Annotated in this window: 17 protein-coding genes; 7 read left to right on the forward strand and 10 right to left on the reverse strand. The window is 68.6% G+C overall.

Annotated elements, in window-relative coordinates:
• Positions 1-24 precede the first annotated feature (24 nt).
• Together VYJ16_RS08555 and VYJ16_RS08560 are read left to right on the forward strand one after the other, a co-directional pair.
• A complete protein-coding gene (locus VYJ16_RS08555) occupies positions 25-2004 on the forward strand; it encodes a hypothetical protein (protein ID WP_336349893.1) in 1980 nt (659 codons plus the stop codon).
• Between the two features lie 127 nt (positions 2005-2131).
• A complete protein-coding gene (locus VYJ16_RS08560) occupies positions 2132-3784 on the forward strand; it encodes a DUF7827 domain-containing protein (RefSeq protein ID WP_336349894.1) in 1653 nt (550 codons plus the stop codon).
• A gap of 23 nt (positions 3785-3807) precedes the next feature.
• On the opposite strand, the gene VYJ16_RS08565 is transcribed toward VYJ16_RS08560, so the two are convergent.
• The 5 genes from VYJ16_RS08565 to VYJ16_RS08585 form a co-directional block, all read right to left on the reverse strand.
• Complete coding sequence (locus tag VYJ16_RS08565; protein WP_336349895.1) at positions 3808-4101, reverse strand: hypothetical protein; 294 nt, start codon at positions 4099-4101, stop codon at positions 3808-3810.
• Between the two features lie 150 nt (positions 4102-4251).
• Positions 4252-6246 (reverse strand): SpoVR family protein, encoded by a 1995-nt coding sequence (locus VYJ16_RS08570; RefSeq protein ID WP_336349896.1) that lies wholly within the window; start codon positions 6244-6246, stop codon positions 4252-4254.
• 37 nt (positions 6247-6283) lie between these two features.
• On the reverse strand, positions 6284-7600 hold the full coding sequence (locus tag VYJ16_RS08575; RefSeq protein WP_336349897.1) for a YeaH/YhbH family protein: 1317 nt from the start codon (positions 7598-7600) through the stop codon (positions 6284-6286).
• Positions 7591-9888 (reverse strand): PrkA family serine protein kinase, encoded by a 2298-nt coding sequence (locus VYJ16_RS08580; RefSeq protein WP_336351104.1) that lies wholly within the window; start codon positions 9886-9888, stop codon positions 7591-7593. The genes VYJ16_RS08575 and VYJ16_RS08580 overlap by 10 nt, the downstream gene beginning before the upstream one ends.
• A 1-nt stretch (position 9889) precedes the next feature.
• Positions 9890-11959, reverse strand: a complete 2070-nt coding sequence (locus VYJ16_RS08585) for a PrkA family serine protein kinase (RefSeq protein ID WP_336349898.1) — start codon at positions 11957-11959, stop codon at positions 9890-9892.
• A gap of 448 nt (positions 11960-12407) precedes the next feature.
• On the opposite strand from VYJ16_RS08585, the gene VYJ16_RS08590 reads away from it, so the two are divergent.
• Positions 12408-12851 (forward strand): DUF5820 family protein, encoded by a 444-nt coding sequence (locus VYJ16_RS08590; RefSeq protein WP_336349899.1) that lies wholly within the window; start codon positions 12408-12410, stop codon positions 12849-12851.
• Between the two features lie 38 nt (positions 12852-12889).
• Here VYJ16_RS08590 and VYJ16_RS08595 read toward each other — a convergent pair whose 3' ends face one another.
• A complete protein-coding gene (locus VYJ16_RS08595) occupies positions 12890-14050 on the reverse strand; it encodes a sensor histidine kinase (RefSeq protein WP_336349900.1) in 1161 nt (386 codons plus the stop codon).
• Positions 14051-14197: 147 nt separating this feature from the next.
• On the opposite strand from VYJ16_RS08595, the gene VYJ16_RS08600 reads away from it, so the two are divergent.
• Positions 14198-14647: a UPF0179 family protein gene (locus VYJ16_RS08600; protein ID WP_336349901.1), complete on the forward strand. Its 450-nt coding sequence runs from the start codon at positions 14198-14200 to the stop codon at positions 14645-14647.
• 114 nt (positions 14648-14761) lie between these two features.
• Positions 14762-15586 carry a hypothetical protein gene (locus VYJ16_RS08605; RefSeq protein ID WP_336349902.1) on the forward strand — a complete coding sequence of 275 codons (825 nt, stop codon included), beginning with the start codon at positions 14762-14764 and terminating at the stop codon, positions 15584-15586.
• Between the two features lie 68 nt (positions 15587-15654).
• On the opposite strand, the gene VYJ16_RS08610 is transcribed toward VYJ16_RS08605, so the two are convergent.
• Complete coding sequence (locus tag VYJ16_RS08610) at positions 15655-16437, reverse strand: M14 family metallopeptidase (RefSeq protein ID WP_336349903.1); 783 nt, start codon at positions 16435-16437, stop codon at positions 15655-15657.
• Between the two features lie 136 nt (positions 16438-16573).
• Between VYJ16_RS08610 and VYJ16_RS08615 the strand changes: the two genes are divergently transcribed.
• Entirely contained in the window at positions 16574-16957 is a 384-nt protein-coding gene (locus VYJ16_RS08615) for a DUF5822 domain-containing protein (protein ID WP_336349904.1), read from the forward strand.
• A 55-nt stretch (positions 16958-17012) separates the two neighbouring features.
• Here VYJ16_RS08615 and VYJ16_RS08620 read toward each other — a convergent pair whose 3' ends face one another.
• The gene (locus VYJ16_RS08620) at positions 17013-18101 is read right to left on the reverse strand and encodes a hemolysin family protein (RefSeq protein WP_336351105.1); all 1089 of its coding nucleotides are present in this window, start codon (positions 18099-18101) and stop codon (positions 17013-17015) included.
• Between the two features lie 223 nt (positions 18102-18324).
• On the opposite strand from VYJ16_RS08620, the gene VYJ16_RS08625 reads away from it, so the two are divergent.
• A complete protein-coding gene (locus VYJ16_RS08625; protein ID WP_336349905.1) occupies positions 18325-18798 on the forward strand; it encodes an Lrp/AsnC family transcriptional regulator in 474 nt (157 codons plus the stop codon).
• A gap of 9 nt (positions 18799-18807) precedes the next feature.
• Here the strand turns inward: VYJ16_RS08625 and VYJ16_RS08630 are convergent, their stop codons facing one another.
• Both VYJ16_RS08630 and VYJ16_RS08635 read right to left on the reverse strand, forming a co-directional pair.
• A complete protein-coding gene (locus VYJ16_RS08630) occupies positions 18808-19359 on the reverse strand; it encodes an HAD family hydrolase (RefSeq protein WP_336349906.1) in 552 nt (183 codons plus the stop codon).
• Between the two features lie 38 nt (positions 19360-19397).
• On the reverse strand, positions 19398-19856 hold the full coding sequence (locus tag VYJ16_RS08635; RefSeq protein WP_336349907.1) for an RDD family protein: 459 nt from the start codon (positions 19854-19856) through the stop codon (positions 19398-19400).
• Positions 19857-19954: the final 98 nt, after the last annotated feature.

A 19954-nucleotide genomic window follows, 5' to 3' on the forward strand; every position in this document is an offset into this window, starting at 1 on the left:
AGCCGGTCCACGGACGGTTGCGTGATGCCCTCTCCCGTCAGCGGGCGTGCTGGCGTCCTCCTGCTCGCCGCCGCCCTCGTCGCCACCACCGCCAGCGTCGGCGTCGCCACGAGCGCCGGCGCCGGCCCGGCGGCCACGAGTCACGAGGCGGGCGCCGCCGCACCCGCGGACCCGACGCTTTCGGTCCCCGACTCGCGGAACCGCTCGGCGAACCTGACCGCGACCGTCTCGCTCCCCGAAGCGGCCGAGGAACCACGACGTCTCGTCGTCCGCCTCGAATCGCTCGGCGTCGAGACGGTCGCGAACCGGACGCTCACGGTCGAACCGGGCGAGTCCGTCGCGGTGGACTTCGGTGCGTGCCGGCCCGCGCGGTCGTACGTCGTCCGCGTCTCGACGACCGACGGCGACGTTCTCGTCGCCAAACAGGTCGAGGTCGAGCGGTCGACGCCGCTCGTCGCACTCGCGGACGACCCCCGGGAGGCGTTCCGCGAGCGCGTGACGCGCAACGAGACGCTTCGCGTCGACGCCCGCCTCCATCCCTGCGTTGACCGCACGACGCTCGCGCTCGCTCCGACGGGCGACGCCGGTGGCGACGGCGACGTCGAGAGCGTCTGGTCGGCGACCGTCCGCGACGCCGACGACGACGGCTCGGTGTCGCTCGCGTGGGACGTCGACGGCGCGCGGAGCGAGGCGCTCGCGGCCGGCACTGGGACCGCGCTCGACGCCACGCGCGTCGACGCCGACGCCGGGGCGTACGGCGACTACCGCCTGTTGTCGACGACGCCCGACGGCGACGGCAGGTCCGGTCGCGTCACGGTGACGTTCGCGAAACCGACGGTCGACGTCTCCGTCGTGGACGGGAACCGGACCGCGACCGGGTCGCTCGCGGCCGCTCGCGACGCCGACCCGCGCCGCGACGAGTACGCGGTCGACGTCGTCGACGGCGACTGGGTCGTCCTCCGGGTCGACGTCGACGGGACCATCTCGTCGCTCCCCGCGGACGCGTCGCTCGTCGCGCCCGCGACCCACGAGAACGCGACCGTCCGCGTCCGGACCCAGTACCCGCTCCCCGAGGACGAATCGGTGACCGTGGACCTCGCGAACGCGACCCGGCGGTTCGACGCCGACACCGGGTCGCTCTGGTACGCGTACCGCGCGGACGCCGACAGGGACCGGACCCGCTTCGAGTACGTCGCGCTCGGAGAGACGTGGAACGCGACCGCGGCGGCGAGCGTGAACGCCGTTCCGGCGGTCCAGCTCGCACTGCAAGACGGCACGCTACTGGCGCCCGAGCGCGTGACCGTCGGCGGGGAATCCGCGCTCCCGGCGGGGACGACCCTGAACGTCTCCGTCCGCACCGCGAACGGGACCATCGCTCGCGACGACGTCGTCGTCGACGACGACCCGTTCCGGGCGAGACTCGACCTGTCCGACGTGGCGAACGGAACGAACGCGTCGGTCGTCGTCAGCGACGGCGACAGCGTCATCGCCGAGCGGGCGGTCACCGTCGCCACCCGCCCGCTGTTCGAACTCCGCGGGTTCCGCGCGAACGACGGTGGCGAGGACCAGCTCCGCGCGGGTGCGGCGAACGAGCTCCGCGCGTACGTCTGGAACCGCGGGAACGCACGGGGGAACGCCACCGTCGTCTTCGAGGTCGGGACTCACACGGTCACCCGGAACGTGACGCTCCCGGCAGAAGAGACGCGAACCGTCGACGTGTCCGTCCCGCCCGAGGCGATCCCCGACCGCGAGCGCGTGAACGTCTCGGTGTCGTTCGCCGGCGAGACCGAAAGTCGCCCGCACCTCGTCGTCCCCGCCGAGACGACGCGGCCGCCGACGACGCCGACCGCGACCACCGGAACCGAGCCCTGGCCGACGCTCGCCGGCACCGACCGCGGCACCGCCGACGGCCCCACGCCAGGATTCGGCCCGGTCGCTGCCGTCGCCGCGCTCGCAGCGGCACTCGTCGTCGCCGCCAGGCGCGCCCGCAGCGACGACGACTGAACGGCGACTCGCCTCGCACGGGCGAGGTCACGCACTCGCCGCGGCCGACGACCACCGCTCGAACCGACCGCGAGCGTCGGATGTCGGAAGCGTGGGATTCATTCGCGCGGCCACGAAAGCCCCTCGCATGCGCTGGGCGTGGGTGGTGCTCGCCGCGACGATACTTGCCGCTACGGCTCTCGCAGGGGCGACGGGTGGGGTGGCGGCTGCCAGCGACGCGACCGCCACGCTCGATTCCACTGTCACGCTCCATCCGACAGACGCGCTCGATTCGACAGACGCGCTCGACCGGCCGCGGGACGAGGCCCATGGCGTCGCCGTCGAGACGAACGCCACGTACGCACCCGACGAACCGGTGACCGTCACCGTCACCGGCCAGGAACGCAGTCTCTACGCGTTGTACGTCTACGACGCGAACGGAACGCGGCAGGCGACCAAGCGAGTGTCGCTCGAATCCGACGAGGAGACCGTGTCGTTCGGCGCGCTCCCACCGGGCTCGTACCGCGTGGTCGTCGTCGCCGTGAACGTCGGCGAGCAGGTGTCGACGACGTTCGGCGTCGGCGGCGCGTACGAACCGGGTGTCGTTCCCGAGGTGACCGTCGACCAGCCAGCGGACGTCATCTCCGTCCCGATATCGCTCCCGAACGGGACGACCCGCGCCACCGTCACCATCGCGGGCGACCGCGGCAGATACCGCGTAACCGCGACCGTCGTCGACCGCGACGGCGACGGCGAGGTCGTCCTCGACTGGAACACGTTCTACGCCGGCCGCGGGAAGGTCGCGCTCCGAACGCCAGGCGAGGACGCCGTCGTCGACGCGACCCGCGAGCGCGACCTCGACGGGTTCCTCCGCGAAGGCGAGTACCACCTGACGGTGCTCGCGAACGGCACCGTCCTCGACCGTGGTGCCGTCGTCGTCGACCTGGAACCGCTCTACACCGGCCGGATGGACGTCTTCGAGGCGCCCGCGGCCGAGTCGCCCGAAGCGAGCTTCGACCAGCGGGTGTCGACGGGGCAGGTGGAGACCGACGAGTGGTTGTTCATCGTCGTCCACACCCAGGGCGTGTTCGGCGCGGTGAACGCGACCCGCGACCTCCGGTCGGTCGGCCCCGACCAGGTCGTGCTCTCGATCACGCCCGAGAACGGCGACGGCGGCGTTCGACTCACCGCCGCGGACTACGTCGACGTCGAGGAGGGCCGCATCGTCGTCGGGTTCGCGCCCGGGTCCGACGCGCTCGCGATCGACACCCAGTACGACGTCGACTTCCGGATCATGCGCGCTCACCCCTATCGCGCCGGGGACGAGGGAATGAACGTGAACGTCCGCGTCGTCGCCGCCGGGACCGAACCGGACCGACCGGTCGTCGAACTGGAGTCCGTCGACGCCCCCGAGAGCGTGCCCGCCGACGGCCCCGCGAACTTCACGGTGACGCTCGTGAACCGCGGCGAACGAACGGGGAGCGTCCCCGTCTCGGTCACCATCGGCGGGCACGTCACCGAGCGCGAGGTCGTCGTCCCGGGGAACGGCCGGACGGTCGTCGACCTGTCGTTCGACACGTCGCGCGTGCTCGAGGGGTCTCGCCAGTACGTCGTCTCGGTGAACGGGTCGCGCGAGACCGGGACGCTCGTCGTCGGCGACGCCGACGCGGACGGCGGGCCGACGCTCGGCGACCGCAGCGACGAGGACGGCTCGCTTCCCGGGTTCGGGCCGGTGGCCGCGGGCGTCGCGCTCGCTGTCGTCGTGCTCGCCGCGCAACGCCGCAACCGGTCGTCGAACTGAGGTGACGTCGCCGACCGCCGCGGTCAGCCGTCCGCGGTCAGCGGGTGCGTACCGCCGCGTCCGGTCTCGACGAGCCGACCGATGCCGTTCTCGAGCGGGTACGTGAGGAGGGTCTGGCGAGCGCCAGCGGACGCCAGCTGGCGGGCGCGTGCGACGAACTCCTGCCAGTCGTGCACGCAGTCGACGTGCATCTCGAAGGCGTGCGCGTCACCGAGGTGCGGCGGCGGCCCGACGGTCACCGTTCGACCGCCCGCCCTCGTTCCGTTGCACCACGGACAGGTGTCCGCGGAAGCGGTCTCGAGCTCGGACGTGGACATATCCTGTATGTGGTATGCTAACGGGTTAGTTAGGCATCTCGTACGCTTGCGGACAGCCAAGCGAACCACCGTTCAGAACGAGCTTACTGCGGTGAACTCACATAAAACGGCGTGAAACGAACGAAAAACCTCGCGTTCGTGGACGAACGGTCAGGCGAGCCAGTCCTCTGGCTTCGTGTCGTAGTCCACGTCGTCCGCCGCGAGGTGACTCACCTGCTCCCACGGCACGTCGAACTCCTCGAACTCCTCGCCGTCGAACCGGAAGCGCTTCCCCTGCTCGCTGGGCTCGGGCTCCTTGTTCCGGCGGCGCGCGACCTCCCGGTCGTGGTCGCTCAACTCCTTCACGATGGTGAGGAGGTTCACGGGCCGGCCCCAGAGCTCGAACACGCGTTCGAGAACCTGCTTCGCTTGCTTGACGTCCAGCATCACGCCGTTGTACTGGTGGCCGAGCAGGAGCTCGTTCCGGTTGTCGAAGTTCCCGTCGTACACCGCGATCGTCGGCTTCCCGAAGTTCGTGAACTGCAACAGGAGCTTCTTCTTCACGTCCGCCGCGTCGACGCTCGCCACGCGATTCTGGCCGGTCGCGTGACTGAACTCGTACGTGAAGTAGTCGTTCGCATCCACGAACTCCTGCGTGAGGAACTCGTCGAGGAACGTCACGTCGTTGTGACTCTGCCGGATCTCGCGCATCCGACTCCAGCCAGCCGAGTAGTCGACGTCTTCCAACGCGTCCTCGACGCTCGCGTAGCGCGCGTCGTCGAACAGGTACCGACCGATCTGCTCCAGTTCGCTCTGGGTCGCGCTCGCGAGGAACGTCCGATTCCCGCGCTTGACGAGCGAGAAGTGCCGGCGCGCCAACCCAGCGGTCGTCAGGACCTTCCACGGGTACCCCTCGACGTCGACGTCGCCGTCCTTCGCCGCCGCGAGCGCGTCCGCGTCGACGTACTCGGCGGGCACGTCGTCGAGCGCGTCCAGGGACTCGGGCGTGATGCTCGCGAGCGCCTCGGGCGGTTCGAGCGTCGCCAGGACCTCGTCGAAGTCGACGACGTCGTCGAGGTTCCGCCACGTCACCCCGTCGACGCGGAGGAGTCGTTCGAGGACCTCGCGGCGGTTCGCGCGGTTCTCCACGTACTCCCACATCTCCATCCCTAGCTTGTACGGATTCAGGCCGGGCGACCCGAGGACGCGAGCCATGTGGTCCGCGTAGTTCAGGAACTCGTCCGCGCCCGCGAACCCCTCGTCGGTCATCATCAGGGACTCCCAGTACGCCGCCCAGCCCTCGTTCATGACCTTCGTCATCTTCTGGGGCGCGAAGTAGTACGCCTCCGCGCGCAGCATGTCGAGGACGTCCGTCTGCCACTCCGTCATCTCCATCGCACGACCCGCGTCCTCGTCGAAGCGCTTCCCGTGCCGCCGGAGGAACCCCAGGACGTCCTTCTCGGGCGTCGGCGGGAACGACGCCGGTTCGTCGTCTTCGTCCGCGAGGAACTCCTCGTCGAACACCTGTCGACGCACCTCCTCGGAGAGGTCGAGGTCCGCGAGCTTGTCCTTCACCTCGTCGTCGACCGCCACCTCGTCGTCGCCGTCCTCGGTCTCCACGGGCGCGTACGGCTCGTGCTGGTCGATGTTGTCCTCGAGCACGAGCGCGTTGTCGATCCAGCGTTCGACGGCCGCACGCTCGACCTCGGGGTCGCTCATGTACGCCGATATCGCGTTCGCGTGCCGCTCCAGCATCGCCGCCGCGTCCGCGCCCTCCCCGAACAACTGGAACCACTCGTTGTTCGCGAAGAAGTCGCTGTGGGCCTCCACGTGCGTGATGACCGCTTTCTGGTCCGCGATCGTGTTCGACTCCTGGAGGAACGCGTGCGCCGGGTCGTCGTTGTTCACGATCTCGAACGCCTTCCCGCCCGCGTACTGTCCTTGCTTCTGCTGGCGGTCGTACTGCATCCCCCACCGCCAATGGGGATAGCGATGCTGGAACCCGCCGTACGCGATGAGCTCGTTCATCTCGTCGTAGTCGACCACCCAGTAGTTCACGTCGTACGGCGCCAACCCGAGCTTCAGCGCGAGGTTACGGGCCTCCTCGACCGGCTCCTCGAGCTCGCCCGCGATCCGCTGCTTCTTGAACCGGTCCTTTTCACTCATACTGACTCACCTCGACTCGGTCCGCCGATGCGGTCCGTCATTCGTCGTCACCTCCCTCCGTCGAGAGGATGTCGTATATCGCGTCCGTCACGTCCTCCGGGCCGGAGACGTACGCCACCGCGACGTTCTCGCTGTCCCCGAAGTGACTCTGTACCTCCTCGGCGTGCGTCGCGTTGATCGCCGTCCCCGTCGGCTGGGTCTCGACGTACGCGTGCAGGTTCGCCGGAATCGCCTCCATGAGTGGTATCACGTTCTCCTCGGTGTCGTTGCTCGAGTTCTCTGAGTCGCCGGCCGCGAACACGTAGCGGTTCCACTCGCTCCAGGGGTACTCCTCTAAGAGCTGCTGGGCGAGCTCGTACGCGCTCGAGATCTTCGTCCCGCCACCGCTCCGGATGCCGAAGAACTCCTCGCGCTCGACCTGCCACGCCTCCGCGTCGTGCGCGATGTAGACGAACTCCGCGTTGTCGTACTTCCCGGTGAGGTACCAGTCCAGTGGCGTGAACACGCGCTCGACGAGCTCGCGTTTCTTCTCGCGCATCGACCCGGAGACGTCGCGGATGTTCACCACGACGACGTTCTTCTCCTTCTCCTCGATAATTTCGGGGTGCCGGTAGCGTTCGTCCTCGCGACGGAACGGCACGTGCTTGATGCCCTCGCGCTGGATCTTCGCCTGGATAGGTTCGCGGTCGACGTTCTCCTCGACCTCCTCCAGGCTCGCCCACGTCGTCTTCTCGTCGTCGGGGATCTTCGAGTACGCGTCCACGAGCCACGCCTTGCTCACGGGGATGGACTCGCCGCGCGCCCACTCGAACGCCGTCTGCGGGCCGACGCCGTCGACCTTGAGGACCTCCTTCAGGTACTCCTCGTCGAAGTCCATCGCCATCTTCCGCTTCAGGCCTTCCTTGAACATCCGCTCGAAGTCGAGCGTCGAGTTCGGCCCGGAGCGCGTGATGTCCGTGTAGGGACCTTCCTTCTCCTCGATGACGCGCTTGCCTTTCGGGTCGAGGTCCAGGCCGAGTTCCTCGTCGAGTTCCTCCGCGAACTCCTCGGGGTCCATCTCGTAGTACTCGTGCTCGCCGCCCTCCTCGCCGGGGTCGCCCTCCTCGTCGCCGTCACCCGGCTGGGGCTGGGGTTGCCCGACGGGGTCGCCCGGCTGGGCGCCCTCGCCCTGGCCGACGCCGCCCTGGTCGAGCTTGTCGTACTCGAACGCGGGCAGGTCCACGATCTTGATCGGGATGCGGACGTCGTCCCGTCCGCTCGCGCCGAGTTCGCCGTACTGGATGAACTCCGCGAGGTCCTCGCGGCGCTGTTCACCGACCTCCCGGAACCGGTCGAGGTCGTCTTTCAGTCCCATCTGTAAGCCACCTGTCCCATGACGTGTCTACTCGTGAGTTCCGCGGACGCCGCCGAGTACCCGTAGTGCTCGACGAGCGCCTCGATCGTCTTCTCCTTCACTCGCTCCGTCTCCGTCCCGCTCGGTGGGTCCTCCCACTGGCGCGGGTCGAAGTCCTCGTAGGTGCGGCGGACGTCGTCCCAGTCGTTCTCCTCCAGTACCGCCTTGATGACCGGGATGGCGGTCAGTTCGACGTCGCTCACGCTGAAGTCGTCGCCGCGTTGCTCCCACGCGTACCGGTTCAGTGCCGTGATGACCTTCTCCCGGCGGAACGCCACGACGTCCTCGCTCGGGTCGCCACCCGGCCCGTAGTCCGCGTCCTCGAACCGCCCGAGGTGCTCGACCTCGAACACCTTCATCAGGAGGGGGTCCGGGTCGACGCGCTCCCCGCGGTCGTTCGTGATGGGGTCGTCGGTCTCCAGCGCGTACACGTGCTCGACGTACTCCTCGACGGTCGCCTCGTCGACGCGACGGTCGTGCATGATCGCGTCGAGCACGTCCGTCTCCTGCTCGCCGAACACGTGGTTCTTCACGGCCGCGACGCGGGATTCGAACTCGGAGCGTTCGCCCGCCGAGAACACGGGCGCCTCCGAGAGGCCCTCCACCATCGCGTTCAGGACGTCGCGAGGCATGACCACGCTCGCGACGTCGTACTCCGGATGATGCCGGTCGCGCTCCTCGTGCAGGAGGTCCGCGAGGACGTCCCGCGTGAACGTCACCGGGATGCCGTGCTTGCCGTCCTCGTCGCCGTCGACGAACTCGAAGTCCTCGGCCTCCCGGCGCGTATCGCCGTCCTGGAGGTACCCGCGGTCGTACAGCACCGCTTTGTCCACGAGGTCGAGGTCGCTCGGCAGGTCGCCGTCCTCGAGGCGCGTGACGACCGCGTACAGCGCCGCCGCTTCGACCGTGTGCGGCGCGAACTCCTTCGGGACGAGCTCGCCGTCACCGGTCTTCACGGAGATGACGACCGGTTCGCGGATGCGCGCCTCCAGGTCGTCGTACGTCGTCGCCGTCCAGACGTCCGTCTCCCCGGTCAACTCCCGCCGGATGAGTTCGGTCTCGAGACTCAGGTTCGTCAGGTACCGGAACTCGTGCTTGTCCAGCCGTCGCTTCAACGCCTTCAGTGGGTCCATGCCCTGTCGGTCCGCGTGCTGGTTCAGCGTCGCCTCCAGGTCCGGGTTCGAGATGATGAGCAACTGGCTGTCGACGTCCATCCCGATGCCCTTATCCAGTTTCACGGACCCCTCGTCGGGGACGTTCAGGAGCTTCTGGAGGAGGTCCGCGTGCTGGGCGGCGTCCTCCACGACCGTCAGGAGGCCGTTCCCCTGACTGAGGACGCCGTCGTAACTGAACGCCTGCGGGTTCTTCCGACCGCGCGAGTCCAGCTTCTGGAGCATCCCGCGCATCCACGACCCGACCAGGCGCTCCTTCGGCGACCCGTCGTCCTCGCTGTGCAGGATGCCGATGCCGTGCCCGACGTCCACGACGTAGTTCTTCACGCGCAAGTGCTGGGGGTCACTGATCGCGGAGAAGAGGGCGTCCCTGCCCTGCCGCCGATATCGTTCCTCGAGGACGTCGTACGCCTCCCGCGAGAACGGGTCGAGGCGCTCCTCGACGCGGATCGGGAGGTCGTCGCTCCCGTCGTTCACCGCGTCGAGGATGTCCGCGCGGACCGACTCCGGGAACACCGACAGCGGATGCACCTGCACCGGGCTCTCGTACCAGTTCTCCTCGGCGGCCGCCGCCGACGCACTCGCGTCCTCGCCGTACGCGAGTCCACGACCGCCCGGACTCGCACTCGCGACGTTCCACTCGAGCGTGTACCGCCGGCCCTCGGGCGTCTTCGAGTACTCCCGGAGGCCGTTGACGAGACAGCGCTTCAGCTCGGACTTCCCGGTCGCCGTCGGCCCGTCGAACCACAGGATCTTCTCGTGCTTCCCGCGACCCGCCGCGATCGTCCGCAGGTCGTCGACGAACGCGTTCAGCACCTGCGTGTTCCCGAGGACCGCGTGCTCGCCGTCGTTGTGCGGGTCGTCGAAGAACCGGTACCGCTCGGTCTCCTCGCCCTCCTCGACGACCGACCGCGTCCCCATCGACTCGATCGCCTCCAGGAGGTACTTCGACGCGTGACTCGCGACCGTCGGCTGCTCTAACACGCGGTCGACGTACTCGTCGAGCCGCATCGGCGCCTCGTAGGTCGCCTCGAGCTCGCGGTCGACCGCCGAGACGAAGTCCTCGCCGCCCGCCATCTCAGTCACTCATCTCGGACTTTGCGACCTCCGCACCGGCGAACTCGAGGACCTCCTTCGCACCGCCGCGCGAGTATCCCTGGTCTTCGAGCGCGTCGACCCACGAGTTCCGCTCGTCGTCGTCGCTCTCGTTCGCCGACACCAAGGCGGAGAAGTTGATGTTGTGCTTCTTGTCCTCCCAGAGCTTCCGTTCGAGCGCGCGCCGCAGGCGCTCGTTGTCCGTCGGGTCGAACGTGTCGCCGGTGCGAGCGCGGCGACTCACCCAGTTACTGACCTCCTGGCGGAAGTCGTCCTTGCGGTCCTCCGGGATGTCGAGCTTCTCCTCGACGCTCCGGAGGAACGTCTCGTCGGGCTCCTGCATCTGGCCCGTTATCTCGTCCTCGACGCGGTCGTCGTCGATGTACGCCATCACGTGGTCCATGTACTTCTCGCCCTGCCGCTGGATCTCGTCGACGTCGTACGCGAGCGCGTGCCGGACGTCCTCGATGGCGCGCTCCTTGTACTCCTCGCGGACGAGCTCGAGGTACCGGTAGTACTTCTCGAAGTTCTCCTCGGGGATGGACCCGTGGTGTTCGAGGTTCTCCTCGAAGAAGTTGAACACCGTGAGCGGCGAGAGGAACCCGCGGCTGCGGTGCTTGGAGTCCATGATCGCCTCCGCGATCTCGTCGCCGATGAACCGCGGACTCACGCCCTCCATGCCCTCGCCGATCTCGGCTTTCGCCTCCGCCTCCTCGCGGAGCTTCTTCACGTCGATGTCGTCCCCGTCGTCGATCTCGCCGTTGTACGCCTTCGCCTTCTGGAGCATCTCGACGGTGTCGTTGTCCGGCTCCTCGATGCGGGTGAGGACTGCGAACAACCCCGCCATCTCCATCGCGTGCGGCTCGATGTTGATGTCCGGGACGTCCGCGTTGTTCAGCATCTTCAGGTAGATCTGGGCCTCCTCCTCGTACCCGAGGACGTACGGGAAGTCGATCCGCTTCGTGCGGTCGTTGAACGCCTCCATCTTCTCGTCGCCCTTCTTGTCCTTGTACTCGGGCATGTTCGTCCGCCCGACGATCACCTGGTCGATGTCGATACGCGGGTTGTTCTTCGGTTTGATCGTCATCTCCTGGGTGGCGTGCAGGAAGTCGTAGAGGAACTCGCGCTGGAGCTTCAGGAGCTCCTCGCCGGAGAACAGGCCGCGGTTCGCGTTACAGAACGCGCCCGAGTAGTCGAACGCTCGCGGGTCGCTCTCGCCGTAGATCGCGATCTTGGAGTAGTTGACGTCGCCCGTGAGTTCGGTCTCGTCCTGGTTCTTCTTGTCCTTCGGTTCGAACGTCTCCAGGCACTGGCGCTTGTTCTCGTTCGCGACCAGCCTGACGATCTCGACGTGGTTGTCGAGGACGCTCTCGAGGTCGTCGTCGTAGTACGCGAGCAGTTCGTCCATGTAGAACTCGCTCTCCGGGTCGAGGCTCTGCTCGTTCCGGATGGTGTACGGCGCGTCCAGTTCGGCGTTGAGGTCCGCGATGACGGCCTTCCGTTGCTCCTGGGGAAGGAGGACGAGCGGGTCCTGGTTCATCGGGGAGCGAACGGTCGCGTCCGCGGGGTCCTGGTCGTGGATGACGTCGGTGAGGTTCGTCCACCGGAACGTGTACATCCGGCCGTCGTCGCGGAGCGTGTAGTCCTCGAAGTACTCGCGGACCTGTTTGTCGAAGTGGCTCTTCCCGGACCCCACCGGTCCCAGGAGGAGTTTGATGCGTCGTTCGGGGCCGAGTCGGCGTGCGCCGGACTTGACCTTGTTGACGAACTCGTGGATGCTCTCGTGGATGACGCGCCCGAAGAACGTGTTCTCGCCGTCGTTCAGGGGGTCCTCGCTCGCGAGCTTGTACTCGACGACGCCGGCTTCCTCGTCGTACTCGGTGCCGTAGTGGTCGAACATGTCGGCGACCCGCTGGTGGGCGTTGCGCGCCACCTTCGGGTCGGCGTAACACTCGTCGAGGTACCACTGGAAGGTCTTGGTCTCCCGCAGGTCTGCGGGCATCGACTCCTTGTAGTCCTGGCTGAGGTCGCTTAGTCTCGTGTTCTTGGTCATGCTTTCACGGGCGAGCACGTTCGACCGGGCCCCCACGTCCTTTGTCGGTGGTGCTCGCTGTCCTCGGGCGTCGACCGGTGCCGTGGCGGTGGTCGCGCGGGCGGGTGCCCGCGACGACCCCACCAATCGTGGTTATTGTGGGCGTTTGTCATGCTCGCGCGCGCGTGTGGCCGTCGAGGCGGGGTGCGCGTCGAGGGCCGAGGGGTGCGAGCGGGGGCGGCAGTCGGTCGGTCGACCGAGTCGTATGATAACGGTTGGACTCGTCAGCAATAAGTCTACCTCCAACACTTATATAACATCGAATTTCCCCTTATAAATACCATCGATATCGTCTCGCGATGCGCGGTCGACCAACCCACCTGCACGACCCTCGCACACGACACCACGATAACGGCACTCGGTGCGCGGAACCGAGATACCCTTAGGTCACGCGCTCCACTCGACCGGTATGAGCGACCTCCCGGAGCCGCCGTCGGGCTGGACGGTGTGGAACGTCGACCCGGACGGCCGCGCCGTCCTCGCGTACCGCCCCGACGTCTTCAACACCACCGACCACCCCCCGGAGTGCCTCCCGACGCTGTACGTCTCCCAGGGCCGCCGAAACCACCGTCGCCCCGGCGTCGACCGCCCCGAGGCCGCGACCGGCGACTGGTTCGTCCGCCTCTACTTCGAACCCGACGTCTCCCTCGACGAGACCATGCGGTACCCCGACCGAGACGCCGCCATCGACGCCGCCTACGCGCTCGCCGCCGACTTCCACGCCGGCGACGTCGACCCACGCGACGTCTACCAGGTCCCCCGCCCCGACTACTTCGACGCCCTCGACGAACTCACCGGCGACGACGGCAGCGGTGACGACGCCCGCAGCGACGACGCCCGCAGCGACGGCTGACCGATCGACGCTCCCCTCGGGTACCAGTCGAACTCGTCCTACGCGACCCGCACCTCGAACCGCGCACCGCCGGCGTCGCTCTCGGTGACCGCGATATCCCAGTCGTGCGCCTCGACGATCTCGCGGACGATGGCCAGCCCGAATCCCGTCCCGGACGTCTGCGTCGAGTACCCGCGCTCGAAGACGGAGTCGCGGTCGGCCGCGGCGATACCCGGGCCGTCGTCCGCGACGAAGAACCCGCCCCCGTCCGGGAGGTCGCCGACGGTCACCGTCGCGTCGGCCGAGCCGTGGTCGACGGCGTTCCCAGACTGCGTCTGGGAGCTAGTCGAGCTGTGCTCGACGCTGTTCCGGAACAGGTTCTCGAACAGCTGACTGAGTCGCGAACGGTCGGCGTCGACCGTGAGCGTCGCGTCCACGACCAGCGTCGCCGCCGGCGCGTCCACGTGCGTCCAGCACGAATCGGCGAGCGCCCCGATGGCGACCGGTTCGCGGTCCCGGACCGGCCGGCCGTCGCGCGCGAGCGACAGGAGGTCCTCGATGAGCGACGTCATCCGGTCGTGCTCGTGCGCGACCGCGTCCAGGTGCTCGCTGTCGCAGTCCGCCCGCGCGAGTTCGAGTTCGCCCATCGCGACCGACAGCGGGTTCCGGAGGTCGTGACTCACCACGTCCACGAACCGCTCCAGGCGCTCGTTCTGCCGTTCGAGCGTCGCCTGGCGGTCCTCCAGCGCGCGCTCGTACTGGATGCGGTCGACCGTTCGCGCGGTGTGTGCGACGAGTAACTCGGCGAACTCGACGTCCCGCTCGTCGAACGCGTGCGTCTCCGCGGACACCGCCTGGAACACGCCGACGTCGCCGACGGGAACGCTCAACCCCGACCGGTAGAACTCCTTCGCCGGGTCGCTCTCGTCGTCCGCCGTTATCTCGTCGATGGTCGCGGACTCCCCGGACTGGAACGTCCGCCCGGCGAGCCCCTGCGTGGCGCGGACGCGACGCACGCCGTCCGCGGGCGCGCTCGACGACGACGCGACCGGTTCCAGCCACCCGTCCTCGTGGAGGATGACGCTACACATCTCGAGGTCGAGGACGTCCTCGGCGGCCGCGACCGTCCGCTCGCACGCCGTCTCGACGGTATCACACGCCTGTATCTCCATCGCCGCGGCGTGCAACGTCTTCAGCGTCTCCTCTCGACCCGATTCCATGCGTGAGACGACGGCGACCAGCCTGAAAAGCCAGTCGACTGCCACGTGCCACCATGCCACTCCACTCCTCCCGCGCGCCATCGGGCACGGTGCCCGTGCGCGGGCGGTGGGGACAGCGTAATACGCCTCCACGCGTTACGGTGGACCATGTCCACCGTCACGCTCCTCGGGTCGCGCCTCGTCGAGGAGGGCGCCCAGTTCGTCTACAACGGCGAAGCCCCCGGCTGCGAGGGGTGCCCGTACCGCAACCAGTGCCTGAACCTCACCGCGGGCGTGAAGTACGAGGTGACGTCGGTCCGCGACGGCGCGCAGACCCTCGAGTGCGCGGTCCACGACGAGGGCGTGCGCGCCGTCGAGGTCGAACCTGCGACGGTCGTCGCGAACGTCCCGAGCGCGAACGCGTACGCCGGCTCGAAGACCCAGCTCGCCGGCGAATGTCCGTACACGGAGTGCCCGAGCCACGAGTACTGCGAGCCCGACGGCGCGAGCCTCGACGAGGAGTACCGCATCAAGCGCACGAAGGGCGACCCGCCCCACGAGTTCTGCTACCTCGACCGCGACCTCACCATGGTCGAGTTCGAATCGCCCGACGAGTGACGGACTCGCCGCTCCGACGGCGGGTCGCTGGCGAGTGTGACCGCGGCCGCGTTCGCGGTGCAGACCGACCTGGCGACCGGGCGACTTTTCTCCCGTCCACCGCGAGGTGATTTCATGACCGACGATTCCGAGCGCGCCAGTGCGGACGGGGGCGATTCCGGCCCCGAGTCCCTCGATGCGCGCGTCGTGCTCGCCGAGGAACTGGCGTCCATCCGGGACCTCGCGTCGCGAGCGAGCGCGTTCGTCGCGCTCCCGGAACCGAACGTGCTCGTCGAGGACGTCCGGTCGCGGGCGCTCGAGGATCGCTACCGGACGAGCGCGACAGCGCACGCCGAACGCCTCGGGGTGGATGACCTCTCGCCGGCGGGCGTCCGCGCGTTCGCCGAGGACGTCCCCGTAGACGACCCCGTGGGGCGAGCGACGTCGTTCCTCGTTCGCCGCGCCGGCCGCCTCCAGGGACGACTCCTCGGGCAGTTCTCCCGGGACCCCGAGTCGCCCCGCGAGTACCTCGTGCTCGCGACCGCCGCCGGCCACCTCCAGCGCGCGGCCGCGGACCTCGAGGTCGCCGTGGAGACCGACGACGGCGACCTCGCGCATCACGCGAGCGTCGTCCTCGCACTCGCCGCCGCGCTGTTCGCGCTCGCCGAAGACGGCCTCGGCGCGCCCGCCGACCGCGACCCCGACGACGCCGCGACCGACGACCCGCTCCCCGAGTGGTTCTGTCTGGAGGTCGCACTCGCCGACCACCACCGGACGCTCGCCCGCGGCGACACCCCCGCGATGAACCCCCAGGAGCGCGATCACGACGCCCTCGAACACCTCCTCGTCGTCCAGGGCGCGACGCTCGCCGTCACCGAACTCGACGCCGACCCGCACGCCGTCGCCGACCTCGCCGACATCCCGCTCGAGCACCTCATCGGCGTTCTCGCGAGCGAGTAGAACGCGGCCGCTACGAAGGACGGTCGGTGCCGTCGTTCAGCCGCTACCGCGGGTATCGTTGCAGTCAGTTAGCCGACGACGCCGACGCGTTCCGCGGAGTACCCGAACGTCTCGTCGTAGCCGTGCGCGGACATCAGGACGGGATAGAACTCGGTGTCGGCGACGTGCGCGCGGTCGTCGACGCTCGCGAACGTCGTCCCGGGGGCGACCCGGGAGAAGTTCTCGACGTGGACCTCGTGACGGGACCCTGGTTCCTTCGGAACGCGCTCGAACAAGCGGAACACGGGGACCTCGCGGGACTGGGTGTGCCCGGGGATGACGCCCTGGGCTTTGAGGAACGCGCGGACGAGGTCGTACGCGTTCTCGGCCGCGCCGACCGACCCCTGGTAGCCGCACTCCACCTCGACGCACTCCGGCGCGGACGCGAAGATGCGGCCCTCGACGAAGTTCGCGCTGTCGACGAGCGCCGCCACCGGGAGTCGCGGGACGATCTGTCGCGCGAAGTCGTGGACGCCGTCCGCCACCGCGAACGGCTCGGCGGTCGACTGCGTCGAGTGCAGCGCGAGGACGCGACAGCCCTCGAGCGCCTCGCCGAGGCGGTACGCGAGCCGCGCCTCGTGCGTTTCCGCTTCGGGCGCGCCCGGGAACGCCCGGTTCATGTCCTCGTCGAGGTAGCGGACGCCGGCGTCGAGCGCGCGCTCGTTCGCCACGATGAGTTTCGCCGGCCGGTCGACCGGCGGGTCGGTCGCGAGCAGTCGCTCGACGGCGTGGACCCCGCACGGTTCGTCCCCGTGGATGGCCGCCACGACCGCAACCTCCGGCTCCCCGTCCCCGAGCGTCTCGACGCGCATCGTTCGTTCTACGGCAGTGGTCGCTCCCGCAAAAACCGTGCGGTCCGCGACGCACCGCTCTCGGGCCGTGCGTCTCGCGTCGGTCCCGGCCGCCGGAACCGGCAGGCCCTTACTCCGCGACGCCTACGCCTCGGTCGTGCAGGAGGACGCCGACGCACCCGATACCGGCGGCGCGCCCGATACCGGGGACGCACCCGATACCGGCGACGCACCCGACGAGGCTACGGTGGCCGCCGAGCCGACGGACGAGGAATCGTCGACGGTGGACGCGGACGCCGGGAGCGAAACGCAGCCCGATTCGGACGAGACGGCGACCGCGGAGGGCGTCGACACCGAGCACGTCATGAACCTCACGTTCGTCCTGACGCTCCTGTTCGGCGTGCCCACGGTCGTCGTGCTCTCGCTTTTCGTTCCGCTCGACGGCTGGGGCGAGATCATCTCGTTCGTCGTGCGCGTCGGCGCCGGCATCTGGTTCCTCACCGCCGTCGCGCTGTACGTCCGCGAACGCCGCCAGCTCTGAACGTCGGCGCGTCCGAGCGACGACCCCAGCGCGACGACCGTCAGCGCGACGACCGTCAGCGCCCGTCGTCCGTGGACGCTTCCCGGTCGAGCGGGTCCTCGAGTTCCCCCATCACGGCTTCGAGCGCGTCCGTCGCCGTGAGGAGTCCGACGACCTCGCCGTCCTCGAAGACGAGCGCGAGCTCCTGGTCCTCGGCCTGGAACTGGTCGAACGCGTCGCTCACGGTCGTCTCCGGGGAGAGCGTCGTCGGCGGCGCGGCGATGTCCTCGAACGACCGGTCGCCGGCCTTCAACGCCTCGAACTCGTCGATGATGGAGGGCGCGTACACGACGCCACGGAAGTCCGTGAGGTCGTCGCCGACGAGCGGGAACCGCGTGTGGGGCGTGTCCCGGATGCGGTCGAGGTTCTCGTCGACGGACGCGGTGGTCGACATCGCGACGACGTCGCTCGCGTCCACCATGATGTCCCTGATGGCGAGCTCGCCGACCTGGATGGCGTTCAGGACCTCGTCGCGGCGCTCCTCGGCGAGTTCGCCCTCCTCGAGGAGCGAGTGCACGCGATTCCGGAGCTGTGCGCGGGACTCGATGACGTCCTCCTCGGTCTCCAGCCACGCCCCCGTCATCTCGACGCCGAACAGCTTGAGCGTGTACTTCGCCACCCAGTCGCCGAGCGTGATGAGCGGCGAGATGAGGACGTAGAACCAGTGCAGGGGCGCTGCGCCGTACCGGCACACGAACCGGGAGCGCTCGACGCCGAGGTACGTCGGCGTCTGCTCGCCGTGCGTGAGGTGGACGAGGTTGATGATGAAGTACGCGATGAAGGCGCCGAGGCCGACGCCGGCGAGGACGGTGCCGGACGTCAGCGGGTTCACGATGGGGTTGAATAGCGCGGCGAGCGCGGGTTCGGCGACGATACCGACCGCGATACTGGACGCGGTGATGCCGACCTGGCACGTCGTCAGGTAGAGTTCGAGCTCCTGAGTCATCTCCCAGGCGCGTTCGAGTCTGGCGTCACCGTCGACGAACTCGTCTTCGGTGAACTGGCGCGCTCGCGTCAGCGCGAACTCGATGGCGACGAAGAAACCGTTCGCGAGGATGAGTGCGACGCCAGCGACGAGACGTACCCCGATCTCGGGCAGGTTCATCGTGGTCGCGGCGGGGACCACGAGGTCGGTGAAGAGTCGCAACGCTATCTCGGGCGAGTTCATGTTGGTCGCACCTGAGGCCTCACCGTGCGAGCCATTAGAAAGTTCCGACAAATTACGTAAATAGGTCGTTATCGAGCCAGCGAAATGAGGGCTGTAGATTGCGGTTCCGACAACAAGTAGTGGACAGAGTTATTCGGGTTGCGGGGTAAGTCGCGGCCGGATGCCCATTCGAGAGCTCGACGAGTTGGACAGGGAGATACTGCATCGCTTGCAGGCGGAGGCGCGAGGGACGTCGTCGACGGACGTCGCGGCGTCGCTCGACGTGTCCGCGAGCACGGTCAGGAACCGCATCCAGCGGCTCGAGGCCGACGGCGTCCTCCGCGGGTATCACGCGGACGTCGACTACGAGTCGGCGGGCTACCAGCTGTTCACGCTCATCGTCTGTACGGCACCGATACCGGAGCGCGAGGCGCTCGCGGCCGCCGCGGCGGACGTGCCGGGCGTCGTCGAGGTCCAGGAGGTGATGAAGGGCGAGTCGAACGTCCTCGTGCGCGCGGTCGGCGAGGACGGCGACGACCTCACGCGCATCGGCGAGGACCTGGACGAACTCGGACTGCACGTCTCGGACGAGGACCTGATCCGCGCCACGCACCGCAGTCCGTACGCGGGGTTCGACGTGGACGACGACGAGTGAATGGCCGATTTAGCGGTGCGTGTTCTCGACGTCCTCGGCCCAGGCGAACGCGGTGCCGGCGGCGTCTGCGGTCTCGGCGTCGCGTTCGCTGTCGCCGACGAACACGACGTCGGCGGGGTCGAGGGTGGGGTCGACGCGTTCGATGGTCTCGAGCAACGGCTCGGGGTGGGGTTTGTGGTTCTCGACGGTGTCGCGGCCGACGACGGCGTCGACGTGGTCGGCGACGCCGTGGACGTCGAGCGCGACGTGCGCTGCGGCCTCGCAGTTGAGCGTGCAGACGCCGACGGGGCGCGTCTCAGCGGCGAGCGCGTCCGCGAGCGGGAGGCGCGTGGAGGCGTGCGCGCCGTCGCGTTCGTGCCGGGAGATGACGGCTTCGACGTCGGCAGCGAGCCCGTTCGCGTTTGCGTCGGCCATGAGCGCCCAGAGGTCTCTGTCCTCGGGGTCGACGCCGGCGTCGCGGTACGCGACCGCGGCGTCAGCGCGCACGGCGTTCCAGGCGACGTCGAGGCCGACGAGCGTCCCGTCGAGGTCGTACACGACGCCAGCGTAGTCTTCGAGCACACCGGGACGTAGGACAGGGAGCGTGTTACTGCTGTCGGTCAGTCGCGGACGACGACGGTGTCCGCGACGCGGTCGCCGAGTCGACGCCGTCGGTCCGAGAGGGCGACGGTGGCGATGCCGAGCGCGTAGAACGCGGGCAGGAAGTCCACGAGTCGGAGGACGTTCCGCACCACGGCCGTCCGGAGCGAGAGCGTCGAGCCGTCGGCGTCGGCCGCGCGAATCTTCACGAGGTACTTCCCTATCGTCTGCCCGTACTGCCATTCGAGGAGGGCGTGGTAGCTCAGCGACAGTCCGAGCCAGAGGCCGAACGCGACGAGTGCCGGCGTCCCCTCGAGGCTCGCGTCGGTCTGTCCGCCGACGGTGGTGATGTCGCCGGTGACCGCGGCGATGGGGTAGATGGCGGCGAACAGTAGCACGAACCAGACCACGGAGTCGATGGCCATCGCAACGCCGCGGATGCCGATGCCACACGTCTCCGGCGCCTCGTCGTTCTCCATGCGCGACAGACGTGACGGTTCGCCTAAATGTCTTGTCCTGTCTTCTCCTGTCCTGTCGCGTCGCGACGGCTTTCGGTTGTCGACTGCACTCGCCCGTC

The organism is Halorubellus litoreus, assembly GCF_037081675.1.
Taxonomy (GTDB): domain Archaea; phylum Halobacteriota; class Halobacteria; order Halobacteriales; family Natrialbaceae; genus Halorubellus; species Halorubellus litoreus.